The sequence below is a fragment of the Escherichia sp. E13S3 genome, from assembly GCF_004212325.1.
Taxonomy (GTDB): Bacteria; Pseudomonadota; Gammaproteobacteria; order Enterobacterales; family Enterobacteriaceae; genus Escherichia.
In genome coordinates this window covers 189,417-213,051 of sequence record NZ_RHJR01000009.1, presented here as the reverse complement: position 1 = coordinate 213,051, position 23,635 = coordinate 189,417, and the positions used below count along the sequence as shown (strand labels likewise).

The 23,635-nt window shown below is 51.3% G+C and carries 24 protein-coding genes, 1 pseudogene and 1 other annotated feature; of the genes and pseudogenes, 18 read left to right on the top strand and 7 right to left on the bottom strand.

Translation table 11 applies throughout. The features are described 5' to 3' along the window. The first annotated feature begins 92 nt into the window (after positions 1 to 92). On the top strand, positions 93 to 1,307 hold the full coding sequence (locus D9597_RS11260; RefSeq protein WP_205712910.1) for a DUF3748 domain-containing protein: 1,215 nt from the start codon (positions 93 to 95) through the stop codon (positions 1,305 to 1,307). Position 1,308: 1 nt separating this feature from the next. Here D9597_RS11260 and D9597_RS11255 read toward each other — a convergent pair whose 3' ends face one another. Beyond that, positions 1,309 to 1,641, bottom strand: coding sequence for a YceK/YidQ family lipoprotein (locus tag D9597_RS11255; protein WP_130215114.1), 333 nt, complete (start codon positions 1,639 to 1,641; stop codon positions 1,309 to 1,311). 238 nt (positions 1,642 to 1,879) lie between these two features. Continuing rightward, positions 1,880 to 1,952: a sequence feature (ROSE (Repression Of Heat Shock gene Expression) occurs in the 5'-region of heat shock genes and acts as an RNA thermometer to modulate expression.), on the top strand. On the opposite strand from D9597_RS11255, the gene ibpA reads away from it, so the two are divergent. The 3 genes from ibpA (at position 1,946) to D9597_RS11240 (ending at position 4,756) form a co-directional block, all read left to right on the top strand. Continuing rightward, positions 1,946 to 2,359 carry a small heat shock chaperone IbpA gene (gene ibpA / locus D9597_RS11250; protein ID WP_001243437.1) on the top strand — a complete coding sequence of 138 codons (414 nt, stop codon included), beginning with the start codon at positions 1,946 to 1,948 and terminating at the stop codon, positions 2,357 to 2,359. (Overlaps the previous feature by 7 nt.) A gap of 110 nt (positions 2,360 to 2,469) precedes the next feature. Next, positions 2,470 to 2,898, top strand: coding sequence for a small heat shock chaperone IbpB (ibpB, locus tag D9597_RS11245; protein ID WP_001243431.1), 429 nt, complete (start codon positions 2,470 to 2,472; stop codon positions 2,896 to 2,898). A gap of 196 nt (positions 2,899 to 3,094) precedes the next feature. Then, on the top strand, positions 3,095 to 4,756 hold the full coding sequence (locus D9597_RS11240) for a putative transporter (protein ID WP_130206782.1): 1,662 nt from the start codon (positions 3,095 to 3,097) through the stop codon (positions 4,754 to 4,756). A 77-nt stretch (positions 4,757 to 4,833) separates the two neighbouring features. On the opposite strand, the gene yidI is transcribed toward D9597_RS11240, so the two are convergent. Then, positions 4,834 to 5,283 (bottom strand): protein YidI, encoded by a 450-nt coding sequence (yidI, locus tag D9597_RS11235; RefSeq protein WP_130222499.1) that lies wholly within the window; start codon positions 5,281 to 5,283, stop codon positions 4,834 to 4,836. 108 nt (positions 5,284 to 5,391) lie between these two features. On the opposite strand from yidI, the gene D9597_RS11230 reads away from it, so the two are divergent. The 3 genes from D9597_RS11230 to D9597_RS11220 are packed head-to-tail and all read left to right on the top strand — an operon-like array spanning position 5,392 to position 6,585. Continuing rightward, complete coding sequence (locus D9597_RS11230) at positions 5,392 to 5,739, top strand: YidH family protein (protein ID WP_000703955.1); 348 nt, start codon at positions 5,392 to 5,394, stop codon at positions 5,737 to 5,739. Next, a complete protein-coding gene (locus D9597_RS11225) occupies positions 5,729 to 6,091 on the top strand; it encodes a DUF202 domain-containing protein (protein ID WP_130222497.1) in 363 nt (120 codons plus the stop codon). The genes D9597_RS11230 and D9597_RS11225 overlap by 11 nt, the downstream gene beginning before the upstream one ends. Continuing rightward, on the top strand, positions 6,088 to 6,585 hold the full coding sequence (locus tag D9597_RS11220) for a radical SAM protein (RefSeq protein ID WP_130215118.1): 498 nt from the start codon (positions 6,088 to 6,090) through the stop codon (positions 6,583 to 6,585). Before D9597_RS11225 ends, D9597_RS11220 begins: the two co-directional genes overlap by 4 nt. Before the next feature lie 7 nt (positions 6,586 to 6,592). Here D9597_RS11220 and emrD read toward each other — a convergent pair whose 3' ends face one another. Together emrD and tisB are read right to left on the bottom strand one after the other, a co-directional pair. Further along, on the bottom strand, positions 6,593 to 7,777 hold the full coding sequence (gene emrD, locus D9597_RS11215; protein WP_130222495.1) for a multidrug efflux MFS transporter EmrD: 1,185 nt from the start codon (positions 7,775 to 7,777) through the stop codon (positions 6,593 to 6,595). Positions 7,778 to 8,073: 296 nt separating this feature from the next. Further along, positions 8,074 to 8,163, bottom strand: a complete 90-nt coding sequence (tisB, locus tag D9597_RS11210; RefSeq protein WP_000060506.1) for a type I toxin-antitoxin system toxin TisB — start codon at positions 8,161 to 8,163, stop codon at positions 8,074 to 8,076. Positions 8,164 to 8,726: 563 nt separating this feature from the next. On the opposite strand from tisB, the gene ivbL reads away from it, so the two are divergent. From ivbL to uhpT, 7 genes are all read left to right on the top strand, one after another. Then, positions 8,727 to 8,825 (top strand): ilvB operon leader peptide IvbL, encoded by a 99-nt coding sequence (gene ivbL, locus D9597_RS11205; RefSeq protein ID WP_001300753.1) that lies wholly within the window; start codon positions 8,727 to 8,729, stop codon positions 8,823 to 8,825. A 105-nt stretch (positions 8,826 to 8,930) separates the two neighbouring features. Beyond that, positions 8,931 to 10,619 carry an acetolactate synthase large subunit gene (gene ilvB, locus D9597_RS11200; RefSeq protein WP_130222494.1) on the top strand — a complete coding sequence of 563 codons (1,689 nt, stop codon included), beginning with the start codon at positions 8,931 to 8,933 and terminating at the stop codon, positions 10,617 to 10,619. A gap of 3 nt (positions 10,620 to 10,622) precedes the next feature. Next, on the top strand, positions 10,623 to 10,913 hold the full coding sequence (gene ilvN / locus D9597_RS11195) for an acetolactate synthase small subunit (RefSeq protein WP_130222492.1): 291 nt from the start codon (positions 10,623 to 10,625) through the stop codon (positions 10,911 to 10,913). A gap of 72 nt (positions 10,914 to 10,985) precedes the next feature. Continuing rightward, positions 10,986 to 11,576 carry a transcriptional regulator UhpA gene (uhpA, locus tag D9597_RS11190; RefSeq protein WP_000633668.1) on the top strand — a complete coding sequence of 197 codons (591 nt, stop codon included), beginning with the start codon at positions 10,986 to 10,988 and terminating at the stop codon, positions 11,574 to 11,576. After that, complete coding sequence (uhpB, locus tag D9597_RS11185; RefSeq protein WP_130222490.1) at positions 11,576 to 13,084, top strand: signal transduction histidine-protein kinase/phosphatase UhpB; 1,509 nt, start codon at positions 11,576 to 11,578, stop codon at positions 13,082 to 13,084. The genes uhpA and uhpB overlap by 1 nt, the downstream gene beginning before the upstream one ends. A gap of 9 nt (positions 13,085 to 13,093) precedes the next feature. Then, on the top strand, positions 13,094 to 14,413 hold the full coding sequence (gene uhpC, locus D9597_RS11180) for an MFS transporter family glucose-6-phosphate receptor UhpC (RefSeq protein ID WP_130206854.1): 1,320 nt from the start codon (positions 13,094 to 13,096) through the stop codon (positions 14,411 to 14,413). A 202-nt stretch (positions 14,414 to 14,615) separates the two neighbouring features. Beyond that, positions 14,616 to 16,007 carry a hexose-6-phosphate:phosphate antiporter gene (uhpT, locus tag D9597_RS11175; RefSeq protein WP_130206773.1) on the top strand — a complete coding sequence of 464 codons (1,392 nt, stop codon included), beginning with the start codon at positions 14,616 to 14,618 and terminating at the stop codon, positions 16,005 to 16,007. 46 nt (positions 16,008 to 16,053) lie between these two features. On the opposite strand, the gene adeD is transcribed toward uhpT, so the two are convergent. Beyond that, positions 16,054 to 17,820, bottom strand: a complete 1,767-nt coding sequence (adeD, locus tag D9597_RS11170; RefSeq protein ID WP_130222488.1) for an adenine deaminase — start codon at positions 17,818 to 17,820, stop codon at positions 16,054 to 16,056. A gap of 175 nt (positions 17,821 to 17,995) precedes the next feature. Between adeD and adeQ the strand changes: the two genes are divergently transcribed. From adeQ to nepI, 3 genes are all read left to right on the top strand, one after another. Continuing rightward, on the top strand, positions 17,996 to 19,330 hold the full coding sequence (gene adeQ / locus D9597_RS11165; protein WP_130215132.1) for an adenine permease AdeQ: 1,335 nt from the start codon (positions 17,996 to 17,998) through the stop codon (positions 19,328 to 19,330). A 52-nt stretch (positions 19,331 to 19,382) separates the two neighbouring features. Further along, a complete protein-coding gene (locus tag D9597_RS11160) occupies positions 19,383 to 19,835 on the top strand; it encodes a DUF1198 domain-containing protein (protein ID WP_130222486.1) in 453 nt (150 codons plus the stop codon). Positions 19,836 to 20,055: 220 nt separating this feature from the next. Next, positions 20,056 to 21,246, top strand: coding sequence for a purine ribonucleoside efflux pump NepI (nepI, locus tag D9597_RS11155; RefSeq protein ID WP_130215134.1), 1,191 nt, complete (start codon positions 20,056 to 20,058; stop codon positions 21,244 to 21,246). A gap of 40 nt (positions 21,247 to 21,286) precedes the next feature. Here nepI and yicS read toward each other — a convergent pair whose 3' ends face one another. Beyond that, the gene (gene yicS, locus D9597_RS11150) at positions 21,287 to 21,580 is read right to left on the bottom strand and encodes a protein YicS (RefSeq protein WP_064526021.1); all 294 of its coding nucleotides are present in this window, start codon (positions 21,578 to 21,580) and stop codon (positions 21,287 to 21,289) included. A gap of 221 nt (positions 21,581 to 21,801) precedes the next feature. On the opposite strand from yicS, the gene nlpA reads away from it, so the two are divergent. Next, a complete protein-coding gene (nlpA, locus tag D9597_RS11145; RefSeq protein WP_130222484.1) occupies positions 21,802 to 22,620 on the top strand; it encodes a lipoprotein NlpA in 819 nt (272 codons plus the stop codon). Between the two features lie 3 nt (positions 22,621 to 22,623). On the opposite strand, the pseudogene D9597_RS11140 reads toward nlpA, so the two are convergent. Continuing rightward, a pseudogene (locus D9597_RS11140) lies at positions 22,624 to 23,548 on the bottom strand (carboxylate/amino acid/amine transporter). Positions 23,549 to 23,635: the final 87 nt, after the last annotated feature.

Below are 23,635 nucleotides of genomic sequence, written 5' to 3'. Positions count from 1 at the left end.
TCACATTCATCACGATGGCAAAAGACTAATGTCTGAAAGTGAAGTCCTTGTGAAGTATGATGGCGGGAACCGTTTTGTATCAGGACCGCGCCATGAAACAGATAACCTTTGCTCCCCGTAATCACCTGCTCACCAATACCAATACCTGGACGCCCGACAGCCAGTGGCTGGTGTTTGACGTGCGTCCTTCTGGCGCGTCGTTTACCGGTGAGACCATTGAGCGTGTGAATATCCATACCGGCGAGGTCGAGGTTATCTACCGCGCGTCACAGGGCGCGCACGTCGGCGTGGTGACCGTTCATCCGAAGTCAGAGAAGTATGTCTTCATCCACGGCCCTGAAAATCCTGATGAAACATGGCATTACGATTTCCATCACCGTCGCGGCGTGGTTGTTGAAGGCGGCAAGATGAGCAATCTCGATGCAATGGATATTACCGTTCCGTACACTCCAGGGGCGTTACGCGGTGGCAGTCATGTACATGTCTTTAGCCCGAACGGTGAAATGGTGAGTTTTACCTATAACGACCACGTGCTGCATGAACGCGATCCAGCGCTGGATTTGCGAAACGTCGGGGTGGCAGCGCCGTTTGGTCCGGTCAATGTGCAAAAGCAGCATCCGCGTGAATACAGCGGTAGCCACTGGTGCGTGCTGGTGAGTAAAACAACGCCCACGCCGCAGCCTGGCAGCGATGAAATCAATCGTGCTTATGAAGAAGGATGGGTAGGAAACCACGCTCTGGCGTTTATTGGCGATACGCTTTCGCAAAAGGGCGAGAAAGTGCCGGAGCTGTATATTGTTGAATTGCCGCAAGATGAAAACGGCTGGAAATTGCCGGGCGACGCGCCGTTAAGCGGAACGGAATCAACTCTGCCCGCGCCACCGCGTGGCGTCGTGCAGCGACGTTTAACCTTTACCCACCATCGGGCTTATCCGGGGTTAGTCAACGTCCCGCGCCACTGGGTGCGGTGTAACCCGCAAGGAACGCAAATCGCGTTTTTAATGCGTGATGATCACGGTATTGTGCAACTGTGGCTTATCTCGCCACAGGGCGGCGAACCGCGCCAGTTAACCCATAACAAAACGGATATTCAGTCAGCATTCAACTGGCATCCATCGGGAGAATGGCTGGGCGTTGTGCTGGATAACCGTATTGCCTGCGTACACGCGCAAAGCGGTACGGTTGAGTATTTAACCGAAAACCACGCCAACCCACCTTCGGCGGACGCGGTGGTCTTCTCGCCGGATGGTCAATGGCTGGCGTGGATGGAAGCCGGCCAGTTGTGGATAACCAAAACTGGCCGCTAAATCAGTTCACGGGCATTCTGGCTGGTGGAATGACGGCATTGATGGCTTGCGCGTCGGCTTCGCTTTTTTCCACGCGCGAGCGAACTGAACTGTCTTTGCGGAACGCATCCCATGGCAGAAGTAGCGTATCCATGACTGCGGTAAATGGCATATCGAGAATTGCCAGCGATTTGGTTCCCCAGTTTGTTGTGTCATCACCAATCATGGTGGCACTGGCGCGGGTGCCGGGATACGTTCCCTCCTTCCCCCCGGTATGGGACATTACGCTGGAGCATCCTCCGAGTAATGCCATTCCGCTGCATATCATGAACGCTAACAACACATTTCTTATCATAATAAATTCATCTGTTGATCGTGGGTGTTGGCATGATGTGTTATAGCGATCCCTTGCTGAAAATAACATCATCATCATGTCGCACTGTGGCGGCTATCGCACTTTAACGTTTCGTGCTGCCCCCCAGTCTATGCAATAGACCACAAACTGCAAAAAAAAGTCCGTCGAAAAGACTTGAAAAGTGCATATCCAGACCCATTTTTATAGCGTAGCCAATGAGAACACGCCTGATGGGTGTTCTGGCTATCCGACCTGTCCATTGTGGAAGGTCTTACATTCTCGCTGATTTCAGGAGCTATTAATTATGCGTAACTTTGATTTATCCCCGCTTTACCGTTCTGCTATTGGATTTGATCGTTTGTTTAACCACTTAGAAAACAACCAGAGCCAGAGTAATGGCGGCTACCCTCCGTACAATGTTGAACTGGTAGACGAAAACCATTACCGCATTGCTATCGCGGTGGCTGGCTTTGCCGAAAGTGAACTGGAAATTACCGCCCAGGACAATCTGCTGGTGGTGAAAGGTGCTCACGCCGACGAACAAAAAGAGCGCACCTATCTGTACCAGGGCATCGCTGAACGCAACTTTGAACGCAAATTCCAGTTAGCTGAGAACATTCATGTTCGTGGCGCTAACCTGGTAAATGGTTTGCTGTATATCGATCTCGAACGCGTGATTCCGGAAGCGAAAAAACCGCGCCGTATCGAAATCAACTAATTCCCTAAGGCCGCAGTGCGCGGCCTGACATTTGATGCTCGCCGTCAGGGAGCATATGCGAATCTTCGGATTTGCAGGTACTTACTCGCTTCTTAGAAGGAGAAATGACTATGCGTAACTTCGATTTATCCCCACTGATGCGTCAATGGATCGGTTTTGACAAACTGGCCAACGCACTGCAAAACGCCGGTGAAAGCCAGAGCTTCCCGCCGTACAACATTGAGAAAAGCGACGATAACCACTACCGCATTACCCTTGCGCTGGCAGGTTTTCGTCAGGAAGATTTAGAGATTCAACTGGAAGGAACGCGCCTGAGCGTAAAAGGCACGCCGGAGCAGCCAAAAGAAGAGAAGAAATGGCTGCATCAAGGGCTTATGAATCAGCCGTTTAGCCTGAGCTTTACGCTGGCTGAAAATATGGAAGTCTCTGGCGCAACCTTCGTTAATGGTTTACTGCATATTGATTTAATTCGTAATGAGCCTGAACCCATCGCAGCGCAGCGTATCGCTATCAGCGAACGTCCCGCGTTAAATAGCTAATTAGCTATTCTCTTTGCCCCGCCAGTTTGGTGGGGCTTTTTTTTGCCTGCAATCTTCAACAATGTTTTAATTTTCGCCAATTTAAGATGTTCCGGCACTTTCTTTACCGTGATAATGTGCGCCATAAGGCAAATCTGCTTCACCGATTCAGCCATAATCCGTAGCAATTAAAATGTTATTTCAAGAGAAATGGACGATGAGTGATATAGCATTAACGGTCAGTATTCTGGCTTTGGTGGCGGTCGTCGGGTTGTTTATCGGCAACGTCAAGTTTCGCGGTGTTGGATTGGGCATTGGCGGCGTGCTGTTCGGTGGGATCATCGTCGGCCATTTTGTTTCACAGGCGGGGATGACATTAAGCAGCGACATGCTGCATGTTATCCAGGAATTTGGTCTGATCCTGTTCGTTTATACTATCGGTATTCAGGTGGGGCCGGGCTTCTTTGCCTCGTTGCGTGTCTCCGGATTACGCCTCAATTTGTTTGCTGTTTTGGTTGTCATCCTCGGTGGTCTGGTCACCGCCATCCTGCATAAACTTTTCGATATTCCACTTCCCGTGGTACTGGGGATTTTCTCCGGCGCGGTCACCAATACACCAGCGCTGGGTGCAGGTCAGCAGATCTTACGCGACCTGGGGACACCGATGGAGATGGTCGATCAAATGGGGATGAGCTATGCGATGGCGTATCCATTTGGGATTTGCGGCATTTTGTTCACTATGTGGATGCTGCGGGTTATTTTCCGCGTCAATGTTGAGACTGAGGCGTTGCAACACGAGTCCACGCGGACTAACGGTAGCGTGCTGATCAGGACCATTAACATCCGTGTTGATAACCCTAACTTACATAATTTAGCGATTAAAGATGTACCGATTCTCAATGGCGATAAAGTTATCTGCTCGCGATTGAAACGAGAGGAAACCCTCAAAGTACCTTCTCCGGAAACCATTATTCAGTTGGGCGATTTGCTTCATCTGGTGGGGCAGCCTGCGGATTTACATAATGCGCAATTGGTGATTGGTCAGGAAGTGGATACCTCGCTGTCGACGAAAGGCACCGATCTGCGCGTCGAACGCGTGGTGGTCACCAATGAGAATGTGCTTGGCAAACGTATTCGCGACCTGCATTTTAAGGAGCGCTATGACGTCGTTATTTCGCGCCTGAATCGTGCTGGCGTTGAATTAGTTGCAAGTAGCGATATTAGCCTGCAATTTGGCGATATTCTCAACCTGGTTGGACGCCCGTCCGCGATTGATGCCGTTGCTAATGTATTAGGTAATGCGCAGCAAAAATTGCAACAGGTACAAATGTTACCGGTGTTTATTGGTATTGGGCTTGGCGTATTGTTGGGCTCCATTCCGGTGTTTGTGCCTGGATTCCCGGCTGCGTTGAAGTTGGGGCTGGCGGGTGGTCCGCTGATTATGGCGCTGATCCTCGGGCGTATCGGCAGCATTGGTAAGCTTTACTGGTTTATGCCGCCAAGTGCCAACCTGGCGCTGCGCGAACTGGGTATCGTACTGTTTCTCTCGGTAGTTGGCCTGAAATCCGGCGGCGATTTTATCCATACACTGGTGGATGGCGAAGGGTTAAGCTGGATAGGCTATGGCGCATTGATTACTGCAATTCCGCTGATCACGGCTGGCATTCTGGCGCGGATGTTAGTCAAAATGAATTATCTCACGATGTGCGGGATGCTCGCGGGTTCAATGACCGATCCTCCGGCGCTGGCGTTTGCCAATAATCTTCATCCTACCAGTGGCGCGGCAGCGCTCTCTTACGCCACGGTGTATCCGTTAGTCATGTTCCTGCGCATTATCACACCACAGTTACTGGCGGTGCTTTTCTGGAGTATCGGCTAACTCCTTTTTGGGTGGAGTTACCGTCAATGGTACTCCACCTGGTATTCACAATGCATTTCTGAACATTACCGCGTTGCTTAAACCAGTGAACCGCCGGTCAGGAAGGAAAAGATAAGGAATATCAGCAAAATACTGCACACGATGCCGATACCAAAAAGCAAGGTATGGAAAGCCAGCGTCCCGCCGCCAAATACCAATGCGCCGCGAATGCCCCAGCGATTTTCCTTACGCATACCGCCAATAAATGCACAAAGTAGCGCAGCAATGGCCAGTGCGATACCGCTTTGATCGAGGATTTTATCGACATCAACCGTCTCTTTTTTCTCCACCGTAGTAATTTTTTCACCTTTTATTCCGGCGAGGAGACCTCTTTTAATTTCAGCCGTTTTGTCCGCCACGATGCTTTCCAGCGTTGGTGGTGGCGCGGCAAAAGGGCCGAATGAAAAGTGGATAATACCCATCAATAAAGCGATGGCACCGAACAGCATGCCCAGTGAACTGCTTTTATTTTGCGCTATGATACCCATCTGACCTCCTTGTAATGGATGGCAAAAGCATATCAGGAAACGGGCGGACGAAATTCTTAAAAATAACCGCTAAAGGCAGAGCGTTAGTGAAAGTGCAAAGGAGCAACAATGAAAATATCCCGCCTCGGAGAAGCGCCTGATTACCGCTTTTCGTTGGCTAATGAACGTACATTTCTGGCATGGATCCGTACCGCGTTGGGATTTCTGGCGGCGGGCGTCGGGCTGGATCAACTTGCGCCAGACTTCGCCACGCCCGTCATTCGTGAGCTGCTGGCGTTATTGTTATGCCTGTTTTCCGGCGGGTTAGCGATGTATGGCTATCTGCGCTGGTTACGCAATGAAAAAGCGATGCGTCTGAAAGAGGATTTACCCTATACCAACAGCTTATTAATCATCAGTTTAATATTGATGATCGTAGCGGTAATAGTCATGGGGCTGGTGCTGTATGCCGGATAATCGCAAAGCCAGACGCATTGCTGATCCCGGACTTCAGCCAGAACGGACATCGTTGGCGTGGTTTCGCACCATGCTGGGCTATGGCGCGCTGATGGCGCTGGCAATTAAACACAACTGGCATCAGGCCGGCGCGTTGTTCTGGATTTCTATTGGCATCCTCGCCATTGTGGCATTAATACTTTGGCGCTATACCCGTAATCGTAATTTAATGGATGTGACTAATAGTGATTTTTCTCAATTTAACGTAATCCGTGACAAATTTATGATCTCCCTCGCGGTGTTATCTCTTGCAATACTGTTTGCTGTAACGCATATACATCAACTAATCGTATTGATTGAGAGAGTCGCATGACAGGAAGTCAGGTTGTAAATGCTGAAGAGGACAGGCATAAATTGGTTGTAGAGTATAAAGACGCGCTACAACCTGCCGATTTTTATCAGAATTTCAAACAGCGGGGTCTTCGCTCCGTGCAAATTATTCCCCATATAGAATTTGATGACCGGGGCGAGCTGACAGCTTCTTCGGTGACGGCTGAACTGTGGGGACAATTTTTAATCGCACTGTTCGAGCATTGGGTGCGTGCAGATATTGGTCGTATATCAGTCGAACTTTTTGACGCCACGCTGCAAAAATGGTGCGGGAGCGAAAACGTACAACTTCGGCGGGAGTGTCAGGAGTGCGACTGGCATCGCTTGTGCCGGCATTCCCAGGAGGATTCTCCTGGCAACGTGCTTTGTGTTGGCTATCAAGCTTTTTATTCCCACTCTGCGCCGCACATGCGGGTGATGCGTGACCTGATAAAGCAGCATCGTTCTCCCATGGAGTTGATGACGATGCTGCGGTGACGTGAGCTTAAACAGGCTGCCCCTGATGCGACATCCGCGTCGCCAGCGGTAGCCAGCACAGCACGATCAACAATCCCATTAAGGTCATCAACAACCCCAGGCTGCCCTGACCGGTTTGCGGCAGCATCGCGGAGAGCGACGCCAGCACGCCGGAACCAATGTTTTGCAGGCCGCCGACCAGCGCACCAGCCGTGCCAGCCAGGAAGGGGAATGGCTCCATTGCGCCGCTGGTTGCCAGCGGAAACAGCATCCCGGCACCGAAAAAGAACAGCGCGGCGGGAACGAGCAACGTCCAGACATTCATCACGCTAAACCAGCCGGGGATCCACATCATCACTCCTGCCAACAGGCAGCAGATAACCGACTGCCACATTAACGTAGAGAAGCGTTTATTCGGTCGACCAGCAAACCATGCGCCGAAGAATGCCGCTGGAATTGGCAGAATAAACAAAATACTGACTGTCATACTGCTTAACCCTAACACTGCACCCATCAACACACCGGAACAGGCTTCGAAAGCGGCAATCCCTGCCAGACCACCAATTAACATCAGCAAATAGCAGTTAAAGCTGCCATTGCCAAAGAGTGTTTTATAACTGGTGAGCAGGCGCGTACGCGGCGCATCGACAGGGCGTGTTTCCGGCATCCAGCGCGCCATGCTGAACGTCACACTGGCACAAAGCACCAGTAAAAACAGATAACAGGCCCGCCAGCTCCACAGGGTATTCAGCAGGCCGCCAATGAGTGGTGCGAGCAACGGACTTACGAGAATCCCCATATTTAACATGCTATTAGCGTGACGAAGCTGTGTCCGTTCATATAAATCACGCGGCAATGTACGCGCCATTACGCCGCCGACCCCGGTCCCCATCCCCTGAATCGCACTGGCGGCAATTAACACCGTCAGGCTGGAAGTGGTGACTGCCACCAGTGTCGCCAACATAAAAATGGACATTCCGACGAGGATTACCGGGCGGCGTCCCACTCTGTCGGAAATTGGGCCATAAAATAGTTGTGAGATACCGTAGGTCAGCAGATAAGCGCCCATTACGCTCTGCACCGCCCCTTCACGGACGTTGAGATCTTGTGCCATATCGGCAATAGCAGGAATATAAATAGTTTGTGCCATCTGACCGACGGCCACGAGTAATACCAACATCAATAATAAATTGACGTTTCTATGCCTTTTCATTATCACGGACGCTTTTAAAAATATATTTAGAATAAGTTACTACGCATTCGAATAAATGCAGGAGAGGAATCTATCACATTGATAAATGTTAGCCAGATATATATACGGAATGATGAATAACAAAACGGCAGAAAATATAAACAACAGCGGCAATAAATGTTGCCGGAAGGACTTTGGCTTAAATAAATACTGTGGGCCGGATAAGATGCGTCAGCATCACATACGACACCAATCTGCCAGCAGAATATGAAAGGGGAGCGGTTTCCCGCTCCCCTTTAGTGCGGCTTGAATCTGAATCACTTCAGGTATTTCAGAACAGCATCAAGCAGTTGCAGTGCAGCAACAATGAGTTTGAGGATAAGAATGGCAATATCCACCAGGCTCATACGCGTCTCCTGTGGTTCAGGAGCACTGCCAGCTGACGTACCTTTCCGCTGCCTGTTGCCAGCTGTTGCGCACGCAGCTTCTTCAGAAGAAACGTTGTGCTTGTTGACATAACACAGTGTGCTCACGCGGGGTTAAGGCGCTGACGGCACCACCCGTTTCAGCCAGGACTTAGTGCGCCGGGTAACGATGCGGCCCCGCATAACACATTGCGTACAGTGATATTATAGAATTATACTGTATAAATAAACAGTAAAAATTAGACAAAATCAAAACTGTGATCGATACTCAATTATGCGCTAAATAAGTCAAAATTCGTGCCGAAATTGCGCGTTCTGCGCGGAACACGTATACTTTCAGTGTTGACATAACACAGTGTGCTTTGCGGATACCAGCCGCGGGCGGCTGACAAAACCTCGCTCCGGCGGGGTTTTTTGTTACCTGCGTTTCAGTACAAAACGTGATCGACTCCCCAATTATTCCTTGATGAAAAATTTTCCATTGTCTCCCCTGTAAAGCTGTGCTTGTATAAATATTGTTAAACACAAAACCAACAAGGTCCCCAATGACTACTTCCATGCTCAACGCGAAACTACTACCAACTGCGCCATCCGCCGCAGTGGTCGTCGTGCGTGTGGTGGTGGTCGTCGGCAATGCGCCGTAGGGACTGGAACAACACACGATTCCAAAACCCCGCCGGCGCAAACCGGGCGGGGTTTTTCGTTTAAACACCTCCCGGAAAGTCGGCCCAGAAGAAAAGGACTGGAGCATGGCAAGTTCGGGCACAACATCGACACGTAAGCGTTTTACTGGCGCAGAATTTATCGTTCATTTCCTGGAACAGCAGGGCATTAAGATTGTGACGGGGATTCCGGGCGGTTCGATTCTCCCTGTTTACGACGCCTTAAGCCAAAGCACGCAAATCCGCCATATTCTGGCCCGTCATGAACAGGGCGCGGGCTTTATCGCCCAGGGAATGGCGCGCACCGACGGCAAACCGGCGGTCTGTATGGCCTGTAGCGGGCCGGGTGCGACTAACCTGGTGACTGCCATTGCCGATGCGCGGCTGGACTCCATTCCGCTGATTTGCATCACCGGCCAGGTTCCCGCCTCGATGATCGGCACCGACGCCTTCCAGGAAGTGGACACCTACGGCATCTCTATCCCCATCACCAAACACAACTATCTGGTCAGACATATCGAAGAACTCCCACAGGTCATGAGCGATGCCTTCCGCATTGCGCAATCAGGCCGCCCTGGCCCGGTGTGGATAGACATTCCTAAGGATGTACAAACGGCGGTTTTTGAAATTGAAGAACAGCCCGCGGCGGCAGAAAAAGCCGCTGCGCCCGCCTTTAGCGAAGAAAGCATTCGTGACGCTGCGACAATGATTAACGCCGCCAAACGCCCGGTGCTTTATCTGGGGGGCGGTGTCATTAACGCGCCCGCGCGGGTGCGTGAACTGGCTGAGAAAGCGCAGCTGCCCACCACCATGACCTTAATGGCGCTGGGCATGTTGCCAAAAGCACATCCGCTGTCGCTGGGCATGCTGGGGATGCACGGCGTGCGCAGCACCAACTATATCTTGCAGGAGGCGGACCTGCTGATTGTTCTCGGTGCGCGTTTTGATGACCGGGCAATTGGCAAAACTGAAGAGTTCTGCCCGAATGCCAAAATTATTCATGTGGATATCGACCGCGCGGAGCTGGGTAAAGTTAAGCAACCGCACGTGGCGATTCAGGCGGATGTTGATGATGTGCTGGCGCAGCTGATCCCGCAGGTGGAAGCCCAGCCGCGTACAGAGTGGCACCAACTGGTGGCTGATTTACAACATGAATTCCCGTGTCCTATTCCGAAAGCGTGCGATCCATTAACACATTACGGGCTGATTAATGCCGTTGCCGCCTGTGTCGATGACAATGCGATTATCACCACCGACGTGGGTCAGCATCAGATGTGGACAGCGCAGGCCTATCCGCTCAATCGACCACGTCAGTGGCTGACTTCTGGTGGGCTGGGAACGATGGGCTTCGGTTTACCCGCAGCGATAGGTGCGGCGCTGGCTAACCCGGATCGCAAAGTGTTGTGTTTCTCCGGCGACGGCAGCCTGATGATGAATATTCAGGAGATGGCGACCGCCAGTGAAAACCAGCTGGATGTCAAAATCATCCTGATGAATAACGAAGCACTGGGACTGGTGCATCAGCAACAGAGTCTGTTCTACAAGCAGGGAGTTTTTGCGGCCACCTATCCGGGAAAAATCAACTTTATGCAAATTGCGGCCGGGTTCGGCCTCGAAACCTGCGATTTGAATAATGAAACCGATCCTCAGGCGGCATTACAGGAAATTATCAATCGCCCTGGTCCGGCGCTGATCCACGTACGCATTGATGCCGAAGAAAAAGTGTACCCAATGGTGCCGCCAGGCGCGGCAAATACTGAAATGGTGGGGGAATAAGCCATGCAAAACACAACTCATGACAACGTGATTCTGGAACTCACCGTTCGCAACCATCCCGGTGTAATGACCCACGTGTGTGGGCTTTTTGCCCGTCGTGCTTTTAACGTCGAAGGCATTCTTTGTCTGCCGATTCAGAACAGTGATAAAAGCCACATCTGGTTACTGGTCAATGACGATCAGCGACTGGAACAAATGATAAGCCAGATAGACAAACTGGAGGATGTGGTGAAAGTGCAGCGTAATCAGTCCGACCCGGCAATGTTTAACAAGATAGCCGTATTTTTTCAGTAACCGCTCAAGGCTTGAACAGTGGCGCGCTTATCGTTAAGGTAAGCGCGTTTTTTTACCCGCCAGGACAAGACCATGATAACCGTTGCTCTTATAGACGATCACCTTATCGTCCGCTCCGGCTTTGCGCAGCTGCTGGGGCTGGAACCTGATTTGCAGGTAGTTGCCGAGTTTGGTTCCGGGCGCGAGGCGCTGGCGGGGCTGCCGGGGCGCGGTGTGCAGGTGTGTATTTGCGATATCTCAATGCCGGATATTTCTGGGCTGGAGCTGTTAAGCCAGCTACCGAAAGGTATGGCGACAATTATGCTCTCCGTTCACGACAGTCCGGCGCTGGTTGAACAGGCGCTTAACGCGGGGGCGCGCGGCTTTCTCTCTAAACGCTGTAGCCCGGACGAGCTGATCGCTGCCGTGCATACGGTTGCAACTGGCGGCTGTTATCTGACGCCGGATATCGCTATTAAACTGGCATCGGGCCGTCAGGACCCGCTAACCAAACGCGAACGCCAGGTGGCAGAAAAACTGGCGCAAGGGATGGCGGTGAAAGAGATTGCCGCCGAACTGGGGTTGTCGCCAAAAACTGTGCATGTACATCGTGCCAATCTGATGGAAAAACTGGGCGTCAGCAACGACGTTGAACTGGCGCGGCGCATGTTTGATGGCTGGTGATGAAGACATTTTTCTCCCGCTTAAATACTGTAGTTTCCTGCTTTTTTATCTTCTCTGCCGCATGGTTTTGCCTGTGGAGTATCAGCCTGCACCTGGTTGAACGACCGGATCTGGCAGTATTGCTGTTTCCGTTCGGTCTGCGACTGGGGCTGATGTTGCAATGCCCGCGCAGATACTGGCTGGTGCTGATGGGCGCAGAATGGCTGCTGATTTACTGGCTGACGCAGGCGGTTGGGTTAACGCATGAACCGTTATTGATGATCGGTAGTTTGCTGACGTTACTTCCTGTGGCGTTGATTTCTCGCTATCGCCACCAGCGCGACTGGCGCACGTTGCTGTTACAGGGCGCGGCACTGACGGCGGCGGCGTTATTACAGTCATCCCCCTGGCTTTGGCATGGGTACGGAAACGAGCCCTGGAACGCCCTACTGATGACCTTAACCGGCGGCCTGACGCTGGCCCCCATTTGCCTGGTGTTCTGGCACTATCTGGCGAATAACACCTGGCTGCCGCTGGGGCCATCGCTGGTTTCCCAGCCGATCAACTGGCGTGGGCGGCATCTGGTCTGGTATTTGCTGTTGTTTGTTATCAGCCTGTGGTTGCAACTGGGGCTGCCGAACGAACTTTCGCGCTTTACCCCGTTTTGTCTGGCGCTGCCGATTATCGCCCTGGCCTGGCACTATGGCTGGCAAGGGGCGCTGATTGCGACGTTGATGAACGCCATCGCGCTGATCGCCAGTCAAACCTGGCGCGATCATCCGGTCGATTTATTGCTTTCACTGCTGGTGCAAAGCCTCACTGGCCTGTTACTGGGCGCAGGCATCCAGCGGTTGCGTGAACTTAACCAGTCGCTGCAAAAGGAACTGGCGCGTAATCAACATCTTGCCGAGCGGTTGCTTGAAACCGAAGAGAGTGTGCGTCGCGACGTAGCGCGTGAACTGCACGATGATATCGGCCAGACCATCACCGCCATTCGTACTCAGGCTGGTATTGTCCAGCGGCTGGCGGCGGATAACGCCAGTGTGAAACAGAGCGGGCAGTTAATTGAACAGTTGTCGCTGGGCGTTTACGACGCGGTGCGCCGCTTGTTAGGGCGGTTACGTCCGCGCCAGTTGGATGATCTGACCCTGGAGCAGGCCATCCGTTCATTGATGCGGGAAATGGAGTTGGAAGGGCGCGGCATTGTCAGTCATCTCGAATGGCGGATAGATGAATCAGCGCTAAGTGAAAACCAGCGCGTAACCCTATTTCGTATCTGTCAGGAGGGGCTGAACAACATTGTGAAACATGCAGATGCCAGTGCGGTTATCCTGCAAGGCTGGCAGCAGGATGAGCGTTTAATGCTGGTGATTGAAGACGATGGTAGTGGTCTGCCGCCAGGTTCCGGGCAGCAAGGTTTTGGCCTCACCGGAATGCGCGAGCGCGTCACCGCGCTGGGCGGCACCTTGACCATCTCCTGCCTGCACGGCACGCGTGTCAGCGTTTCTCTACCTCAACGTTATGTTTAAGGCTTGATGATGTTGCCGTTTCTGAAAGCGCCTGCCGACGCACCGCTGATCAGCGATAAAAGTGAAATTGATGCTCGCTACCGCTATTGGCGTCGGCATATTTTGCTGACCATCTGGCTGGGCTATGCGCTGTTTTACTTCACGCGTAAAAGTTTTAACGCCGCCGTACCAGAAATCCTTGCCAACGGCGTGCTCAGCCGTAGCGATATCGGCCTGTTAGCAACGCTGTTTTACATTACCTACGGCGTATCGAAATTTGTCTCCGGCATTGTCAGTGACCGCTCTAATGCCCGCTATTTTATGGGGATTGGGCTTATCGCCACTGGCATCATCAACATTCTGTTTGGCTTCTCCACCTCGTTGTGGGCGTTTGCCGTGCTGTGGGTGCTGAACGCCTTTTTCCAGGGCTGGGGTTCGCCGGTTTGTGCGCGTCTGTTGACTGCCTGGTATTCTCGTACCGAGCGCGGCGGTTGGTGGGCGCTATGGAATACGGCGCATAACGTCGGCGGCGCACTCATTCCCATTGTGATGGCAGCGAGCGCGCTGCATTACGGCTGGCGTGCCGGGATGATGATTGCGGGTTGTATGGCGATAGTCGTGGGGATTTTTCTCTGCTGGCGGCTGCGCGATCGCCCGCAGGCGTTAGGTTTACCAGCGGTTGGTGAATGGCGGCACGACGCACTGGAGATTGCTCAACAACAAGAAGGGGCGGGGCTGACGCGTAAAGAGATCCTCACCAAATATGTGTTGCTGAATCCGTATATCTGGCTGCTTTCGTTCTGTTATGTGCTGGTCTATGTGGTTCGTGCGGCGATCAACGACTGGGGCAACCTGTATATGTCCGAGACGCTGGGCGTCGATCTGGTCACGGCGAATACGGCAGTAACGATGTTTGAACTGGGCGGGTTTATCGGTGCGCTGGTAGCCGGTTGGGGCTCGGACAAACTGTTTAACGGCAACCGCGGGCCGATGAATTTGATTTTTGCTGCGGGGATTTTGCTTTCCGTCGGCTCGCTGTGGTTGATGCCATTTGCCAGCTACGTGATGCAGGCAACCTGCTTTTTCACCATTGGTTTTTTTGTCTTTGGCCCGCAGATGTTAATCGGTATGGCAGCGGCAGAGTGTTCCCACAAAGAGGCGGCAGGTGCGGCGACGGGGTTTGTCGGCTTGTTTGCTTATCTGGGGGCGTCGCTTGCCGGTTGGCCGCTGGCGAAAGTGCTGGATACCTGGCACTGGAGTGGTTTTTTCGTGGTTATCGCCATTGCCGCCGGGGTCTCGGCACTGTTGTTACTGCCCTTTTTGAACGCCCAGGCTCCACGCGAAGCGTGATGCATCTCACTTTTCTACCTCATATCCGGCAAAACTAAGAAATTTTCCTGGTTTTGCCTGGACGCTATCTCAAGCCTGATTTGCTGCAGGTTTTTACAATGCCATCATTCGTTAATTCTTTCCCAAAATAATTCAAGTTGCAGGAGCGCGAGCAGCTAAGGCACCTGCGGCCTGAAGTATGAAGGGAAATCAGGAGTAACCCATGCTGGCTTTCTTAAACCAGGTTCGCAAGCCGACCCTGGATCTTCCGCTCGAAGTGCGGCGCAAAATGTGGTTCAAACCGTTCATGCAATCCTATCTAGTGGTCTTTATTGGCTACCTGACGATGTACCTGATTCGCAAGAACTTTAACATCGCACAGAACGACATGATCTCGACCTACGGGTTGAGCATGACGCAGCTGGGGATGATTGGCCTGGGCTTCTCCATCACTTACGGCGTGGGTAAAACGCTGGTTTCCTACTACGCCGACGGCAAAAATACCAAACAATTCCTGCCGTTCATGCTGATCCTGTCTGCTATTTGTATGCTGGGCTTCAGCGCCAGCATGGGCAGCGGCTCGGTTAGCCTGTTCCTGATGATTGCCTTCTACGCCTTAAGCGGCTTTTTCCAGAGTACCGGCGGTTCGTGCAGTTACTCCACGATTACCAAATGGACGCCGCGTCGTAAGCGCGGGACCTTCCTCGGTTTCTGGAACATTTCCCACAACCTCGGCGGCGCGGGGGCGGCGGGTGTGGCGCTATTCGGCGCAAATTACCTGTTCGACGGTCACGTGATCGGCATGTTTATCTTCCCGTCGATTATCGCGTTAATTGTCGGTTTCATCGGTCTGCGTTATGGCAGCGACTCCCCTGAAGCGTATGGTCTTGGCAAAGCTGAAGAACTATTCGGTGAAGAGATTAGCGAAGAGGACAAAGAGACGGAATCCACCGACATGACCAAGTGGCAGATCTTTGTCGAATATGTTTTGAAAAACAAAGTGATCTGGCTGCTGTGCTTCGCCAACATCTTCCTGTACGTGGTACGCATTGGTATCGACCAGTGGTCAACCGTGTACGCTTTTCAGGAACTGAAACTTTCTAAATCGGTGGCGATTCAGGGCTTTACGCTGTTTGAAGCCGGTGCTCTGGTTGGCACGCTGCTGTGGGGCTGGCTCTCTGACCTGGCGAACGGGCGCCGTGGCCTGGTGGCGTGTGTTGCACTGGCGCTGATTATCGCCACGCTTGGTGTGTATCAACACGCCAGCAACCAATATATCTATCTGGCTTCTCTCTTTGCATTAGGTTTCCTGGTATTTGGTCCGCAACTGTTGATTGGCGTGGCGGCTGTTGGCTTCGTACCGAAAAAAGCGATCGGCGCTGCCGATGGGATTAAAGGCACTTTCGCCTACCTGATTGGTGACAGCTTTGCCAAATTAGGTCTGGGAATGATTGCCGATGGTACGCCAGTGTTCGGCCTCACCGGCTGGGCAGGCACCTTCGCCGCACTGGATATCGCCGCTATTGGCTGTATCTGCCTGATGGCGATAGTCGCGGTGATGGAAGAACGAAAAATCCGCCGCGAGAAAAAAATTCAGCAGTTGACAGTGGCATAAACGTAACTGGTGACTTTTGCCCGGCATGACGCCGGGCTTTTTTTTATTATTCAGAGATTTCCAGCGCGGTGAAGGCAAACTTCTCGCCATCAAACAGCCCCTGACTGGTCAGTTTCAATGCGGGGATCACCGGCAGGGAAAGAAACGCCATCTGAATAAACGGTTCATCGGGTAACGGACCACATTCACGGGCAGCGACTTTTAACGCGTCAATTTGCTCTGCCAGCGACTGCGCCGTGTCGGTGCTCATCAGCCCGGCAATGGGCAACGGTAGATGACTCTGTACCTGGCCGTTACGGACCACGCACAGCCCGCCGCCATCCTGAATTACCTGATTGACCGCCAGCGCCATCTCTTCTGCGCTACGACCGATCACCACAATATTATGGCTGTCATGGCTGACTGTCGCTGCCAGCGCGCCTTCATTCAGGCCAAAGCCGCCGAGCAAACCACAGGCCGGAGCCAGACGTTGCCCGTAACGCTCAAGTACGGCAATAAAGCACACATCATCGCGATCAAAACCATTTTCGCTGTAGACGCTGGAGCGGGAGTGCGTGATCAGTTCGTTATGGATGACATCAATGACGCGATAGCGTTTTCCGGGGGTAAATTGCAGGGCAAAGTCGCTGGCGGAAACTGGCTGGCGATCAATGGTATTGCCATATGGCGGGGCGGATTGTGCCAGTCTCGCCGACTCTTCTGCCTGCAAGGTTTGTGCGTCAATCGGTTCGCCTTTCACCAGTACCTGTTGCACTGTGACTTTACGCGCGTCACTTAATAGGACAATGTCGGCCTGCTTGCCGGGAGCCAGTAAACCGAGATGATTCAGACCAAAATGGCGCGCCGTCGACCAGCTGGCTACGCGATATGCCACATGCAACGGCACATTGTGTTGTTCAATCAGGCGGCGAATTAAGGCGTCGATATGCCCTTCGTGAGCGATTTCCCACGGGTTACGGTCATCAGTACAAAGCATGCATTGTGGGCTGTTAAATTCGTTGATCAACGGAGCCAGCGCGTTGAGATTGCGGGCAGCGGACCCTTCGCGGATCATCAACGACATGCCGAGTTGTAATTTTCGGCGTCCTTCTTCCAGCTGATAACTTTCGTGGCAGTTTTCAATACCCGCGGCAATATAGGCGTTAAGTTCTTTACCGCTTAGACCGGGGCAGTGACCATCCAGTGTCAGATGGCGAAAGGCGTCCAGTTTATCGAGCAGCGCATTTTGTCCGCTAATTACGCCAGGGTAGTCCATCATTTCGGCCAGACCAGTAACCTGAGGATGGTCGCGCCAGGCGAGCATCTGTTCGAGGGTAAAACTGGCACCGTTAACATCGCAGCCTTCCAGGGCGGGTACGCAAGAGCTGACCTGCAAATACTGGTTTTGCTTTGCCTGTTCGGCACAGCGAGCAAACCAGGCAAACCCGGCTTCGCCCATCACGTTGACGATTTCATGAGGATCGCAAATAACAGTCGTCAGGCCGCGTGGCAGAGTGGCGGTTTCAAAGGTGACTGGGGTCATCATGCTGGATTCAATATGCAGGTGAGCATCAATAAACCCCGGTACTGCCGTTGCGCCGTGGGCGTCAATTCGGCGCGAAGCCGGAGCATCAACGTATTCTGCGCCGACACCGGCAATGTAACGTCCTTTAATCACGATTGGGCCGGGAATTTCTCCGCCATTGATCAGATCCAGAATAGAGACATTATCAATAATATAATCGGCAGCGGCTTCGCCACGGGAAACGGCTAACAATTCCTGGTATTCTACCCGACTAATGTGATGAAATTTATGGCTAATAGAATTGTTCATATTTTTTCTCATTTTGATTTTATCAATTTGATTATTATTTATCATAAAGAAACGTCGCGAGATTATTAAAGAATATCCATTAATGTGCAATTGAAATGTGATAATTATCACTGAACCGTTGTTGTCATTTGTTTTACAAAAGCAAGGGATTAAATCTCCTCCAATGGACAAAAAAATGAATAATGACAATACCGATTACGTGAGTAATGAATCAGGGACGCTTTCGCGATTATTTAAACTACCGCAACACGGGACAACCGTTCGCACAGAATTGATTGCGGGTATGACCACTTTTTTAACTATGGTGTACATCGTTTTTGTTAACCCACAAATTCTTGGCGCAGCGCAAATGGACCCAAAGGTGGTGTTTGTTACTACCTGTTTGATTGCGGGCATTGGCAGTATTGCGATGGGAGTTTTTGCTAATCTTCCCGTCGCGCTGGCGCCTGCGATGGGGCTGAATGCGTTTTTCGCCTTCGTGGTGGTGGGGGCGATGGGTATCACCTGGCAGACGGGAATGGGCGCTATTTTCTGGGGCGCAATTGGGCTATTTTTGCTGACTCTTTTTCGTATCCGTTACTGGATGATCTCCAACATTCCGTTAAGTTTACGTATTGGTATCACCAGTGGTATCGGGCTATTTATTGCCTTAATGGGATTAAAAAATACCGGTGTTATTGTCGCCAATAAAGACACGCTGGTGATGATTGGTGATTTAAGTTCCCACGGCGTGTTGTTAGGTATTTTAGGTTTTTTTATTATAACCGTGTTGTCATCGCGTAATTTTCATGCGGCGGTGTTGGTTTCTATCGTCGTCACTTCCTGCTGTGGATTATTTTTCGGAGATGTTCATTTCAGCGGAATCTATTCTATTCCACCTGATATTAGCGGTGTTATTGGCGAGGTTGATTTGAGCGGGGCATTATCGCTTGAGCTTGCCGGTATCATTTTCTCCTTTATGTTGATCAACCTATTTGATTCATCAGGAACATTAATTGGTGTAACTGATAAAGCTGGCTTAATAGATAGTAACGGTAAATTCCCTAACATGAATAAGGCGCTATATGTTGATAGCGTGAGTTCGGTGGCTGGCGCGTTTATCGGAACTTCCTCTGTTACCGCCTATATTGAAAGTACTTCTGGCGTGGCGGTCGGCGGTCGCACGGGGCTGACTGCGGTTGTTGTTGGCGTTATGTTCCTGTTAGTTATGTTCTTCTCGCCGCTGGTGGCGATGGTTCCACCTTACGCCACCGCCGGGGCGTTAATCTTTGTTGGCGTGTTGATGACATCGAGCCTTGCACGCGTTAACTGGGATGATTTTACCGAATCGGTACCCGCATTTATCACCACGGTGATGATGCCCTTTACGTTCTCGATCACTGAAGGGATTGCGCTCGGCTTTATGTCTTACTGCATCATGAAAGTGTGCACCGGGCGCTGGCGCGATCTGAATCTGTGTGTGGTGGTTGTAGCGACATTGTTTGCGCTGAAAATCATCCTGGTGGATTAGTATCTGATAAGTGTTTCCAGATATCATGAGTGCCGGTTACGCAGGAGAACTCATGATCTGGATAATGCTCGCTACGCTGGCGGTGGTGTTTGTGGTTGGTTTTCGGGTGCTGACATCCGGGGCCAGAAAAGCGATTCGCCGCCTCAGCGATCGGTTGAATATTGATGTTGTACCCGTTGAGTCAATGGTTGATCAAATGGGAAAGTCAGCCGGTGACGAATTTTTACGTTATCTGCATCGCCCGGATGAGTCGCACCTGCAAAATGCCGCGCAGGTGTTGCTTATCTGGCAGGTTGTCATTGTCGATGGTAGCGAGCAGAACCTGCTGCAATGGCATCGGATTTTACAAAAAGCCCGCCTTGCCGCGCCGATTACCGATGCTCAGGTCAGGCTGGCGCTGGGTTTTCTGCGCGAAATAGAGCCTGAAATGCAGGAGATTAATGCATTCCAGATGCGCTACAACGCATTTTTTCAGCCTGCTGAGGGCGTTTACTGGCTGCATTAAAACCGCTTTGCCTGATGCGACGCTGGCGCGTCTTATCAGGCCTACAGACCGAGTACGGATAAGGCGTTCACGCCGCATCCGGCAATCTTTGTCTTGTTCCGTTTCGATCTTACCCCTACCTCATGCAACACTGTAAAAGTTGCAAAAACGTTAAATGCATCACACATTTCAATGTTAGACTGGTCGGCTTTTCCCCCTGAAACATGCCACGGGTAACACCATGAGTGAATATATCGAAGAAAACCGCGGCGCGGACGCCATTACCCGACCGAACTGGTCAGCCGTTTTCTCGGTGGCGTTTTGCGTCGCCTGTCTGATTATCGTTGAGTTTTTGCCCGTCAGTTTGTTGACGCCGATGGCGCACGATTTAGGCATTTCGGAAGGGGTTGCCGGGCAATCGGTGACCGTAACCGCTTTTGTGGCGATGTTTGCCAGTTTGTTTATTACCCAGACCATTCAGGCCACTGACCGCCGCTACGTTGTCATTCTGTTCGCCGTTTTGCTGACGCTTTCCTGCTTGCTGGTTTCCTTTGCCAACTCATTCAGTCTGCTGTTAATCGGTCGCGCCTGTCTGGGGCTGGCGCTGGGTGGATTCTGGGCGATGTCGGCGTCGCTGACCATGCGCCTGGTACCGCCTCGTACAGTGCCGAAGGCGCTGTCGGTGATTTTCGGTGCGGTGTCCATTGCGCTGGTAATTGCCGCGCCATTGGGCAGTTTTTTAGGCGAGCTTATCGGTTGGCGCAATGTCTTTAATGCGGCGGCGGTGATGGGCGTGCTGTGTATTATCTGGATTATCAAATCATTGCCTTCGCTGCCTGGCGAACCGTCACATCAGAAACAAAATGCCTTTCGCCTGTTGCAGCGTCCGGGGGTGATGGCCGGGATGATCGCCATCTTTATGTCCTTCGCCGGACAGTTTGCTTTTTTCACTTATATTCGCCCAGTGTATATGAATCTGGCGGGATTCGGCGTTGATGGCTTAACGCTGGTGCTGTTGAGTTTTGGTATCGCCAGTTTTGTTGGTACATCGCTTTCGTCGTTCATTCTCAAACGTTCGGTGAAACTGGCCTTAGCGGGCGCACCGTTTGTGCTCGCCCTGAGCGCGCTGGTACTGACGCTGTGGGGAAGCGATAAAATTGTTGCTACCGGTGTGGCGATTATCTGGGGGCTGACCTTTGCTTTAATTCCTGTTGGCTGGTCAACGTGGATCACTCGCTCATTGGCCGATCAGGCAGAAAAGGCTGGGTCTATTCAGGTGGCCGTTATTCAGCTTGCCAATACCTGCGGTGCGGCAATCGGCGGTTATGCGTTGGATAACATTGGTCTGACTTCGCCGCTGATGTTGTCCGGCACATTGATGTTGCTGACTGCATTGTTAGTTACTGCAAAGGTGAAAATGAAGAAATCCTGATATCAGGTAAAGAAGCGTTGGTCAGTGGTTGTTGCCGTTCTTACATATCCGGGCATTCTACCTTACCCAACGCTTCCCAATAATTGCTCTGATTATTACGTTCCATCGCCACGATGGCCTCGCGTATATGTTGTTTATTGTTTTCATCTGACAACATTAACTTTTCCCACGCTTCATCTGACAACGATGCCTTCGGGGTGCAAATTTTCCGCAAATCCTCTAATACCGTATTTTTCTCTTTTGCGGACTGCAGTGAGCTAAAAGGCGACTCGGCGTATACGATGCCTGGCATAGCGAAAAAAGTGAAAATAAGCAGTAGTGTCGTTGGTTTCATGGATTCAACCTTTTACAAATGTGTATCGAATGAAGCATAAGTGTAGTTTGCTTTCATCGCTCTCATCATGCTGTACGAAACGCGCTTGCGTGGTCAGTAAGAAGTGCCAGACCTTATATTCCACTTTTATTCCTTTTTATTCTTATCGATAGCGTTTCGTTTTTTAAACCGCAGCGACCTTACCGCTATAGTCAGGTAATCATTAATAAAAGGATAAAAAAATGAAACTGACAACACATCATCTACGGACAGGGGCAGCATTATTTCTGGCGGGGATCCTGCTGGCAGGCTGCGACCAGCAAAATAGCGATGCAAAACACATTAAAGTTGGCGTCATTAACGGTGCCGAACAGGATGTGGCAGAAGTCGCTAAAAAAGTGGCCAAAGAGAAGTATGGCCTTGAAGTTGAATTGGTTGGATTTAGTGGTTCGTTGTTGCCGAACGATGCAACTAATCAGGGTGAACTGGATGCCAATGTCTTCCAGCATCGTCCTTTCCTTGAACAGGATAATCAGGCGCACGGTTACAAACTGGTGGCGGTAGGAAATACCTTTGTCTTCCCCATGGCTGGCTATTCGAAAAAAATTAAAACAGTCGATCAGCTAAAAGAAGGAGCGACAGTAGCGATTCCGAATGATCCGACCAATCTGGGGCGTGCGCTGTTACTGTTGCAAAAAGAGAAACTTATTACCTTAAAAGAGGGGAAAGGTTTACTGCCAACGGCGTTGGATATTACTGAGAATCCACGCCATTTGCAGATAATGGAGCTGGAAGGGGCACAGTTGCCACGTGTACTGGACGACCCGAAAGTGGATGTAGCGATTATCAGCACCACTTACATCCAGCAAACAGGACTTTCTCCGGTGCACGACAGCGTATTTATTGAAGATAAAAATTCACCGTATGTGAACATTCTGGTGGCGCGGGAAGATAATAAGGATGCAGAAAACGTGAAGGAGTTTCTGCAATCTTATCAGTCACCAGAAGTTGCTAAAGCGGCAGAAACCCTCTTTAACGGTGGCGCGGTGCCTGGCTGGTAATGATCAACCGTGCCGCGCCGGACGATTACATTTTTCTGGCGCGGCGGCGGGAATCCATTGAAATCAAAATCACCGATGACAGAATCAGTAGCGTTCCCAGCCAATCTGGTAATGTGAAGGTGATCCCCAGCAACAGCAAAGAGAGCAGCGCGCTACTTAATGGTTCTGCGCAACTCAAAATACTGGCTTTCGGCCCGCCAATTAACTGTGCACCTTTCAGATACAGACTAAAGGTCAGCGAAGTTCCAATTACCACCAGATAGAAAAAAGCCAGGATCAGGCTGCCATTAACCACGAAATTTGTTCCTTGCCCGGCATAAAAGGGCAGCAGGACCAGCCCACCAATGAGCATACTCCAGCCGACGACGGGCAGCGTGCCGTAACGGGCAATGAGCGTTGAGGGGTATGTCGTATAGAATGCGGCAGCAAAGGCTGAAGCAACTCCCCAGAACAGCGCAGCAGGAGAGATCGACAACGATGTTGGATTACCGTGGGTGACCAGCAAAAATGTGCCTATCAGGGAGGTCAAAATCGCGGTAAATACCAGAATACCGGGGCGCGATTTTCGTACCAGTGAGAACCAGGCCACGATAATCGTTGGTGATAAAAATTGCAGCACCGTTGCTGTAGCTGCATTGGATTTTTCAATCGTCAGTAAGAAAGTTAGCTGGACGGTCAGGGCGCCAACAATGGAAAAAATAAGCAGGCTGATGGCATCTTTATGATTTTTAACGATTGAGAAGACTTTATCGCCGTGGACAAAAGAGAGCGTCAGCAGAATAAATCCGGCAAATATCAGTCGCGTCATGGTCAGAAACTGCGATGACATCTGACTTTGTTCCATGATGTATTGCGCGCAAACGCCTGAACTTCCCCATAATACGGCGGCAATCAGAACGTTCATCATCCCCTTTCTGGTGGAACCCATTTTTCCCTCTGCATACTATTTTGTCGTTTATGTATGCAGGCATGATAGCAAAAATGGTGAGAATGACCCCTTCAGGTAAACCATTCA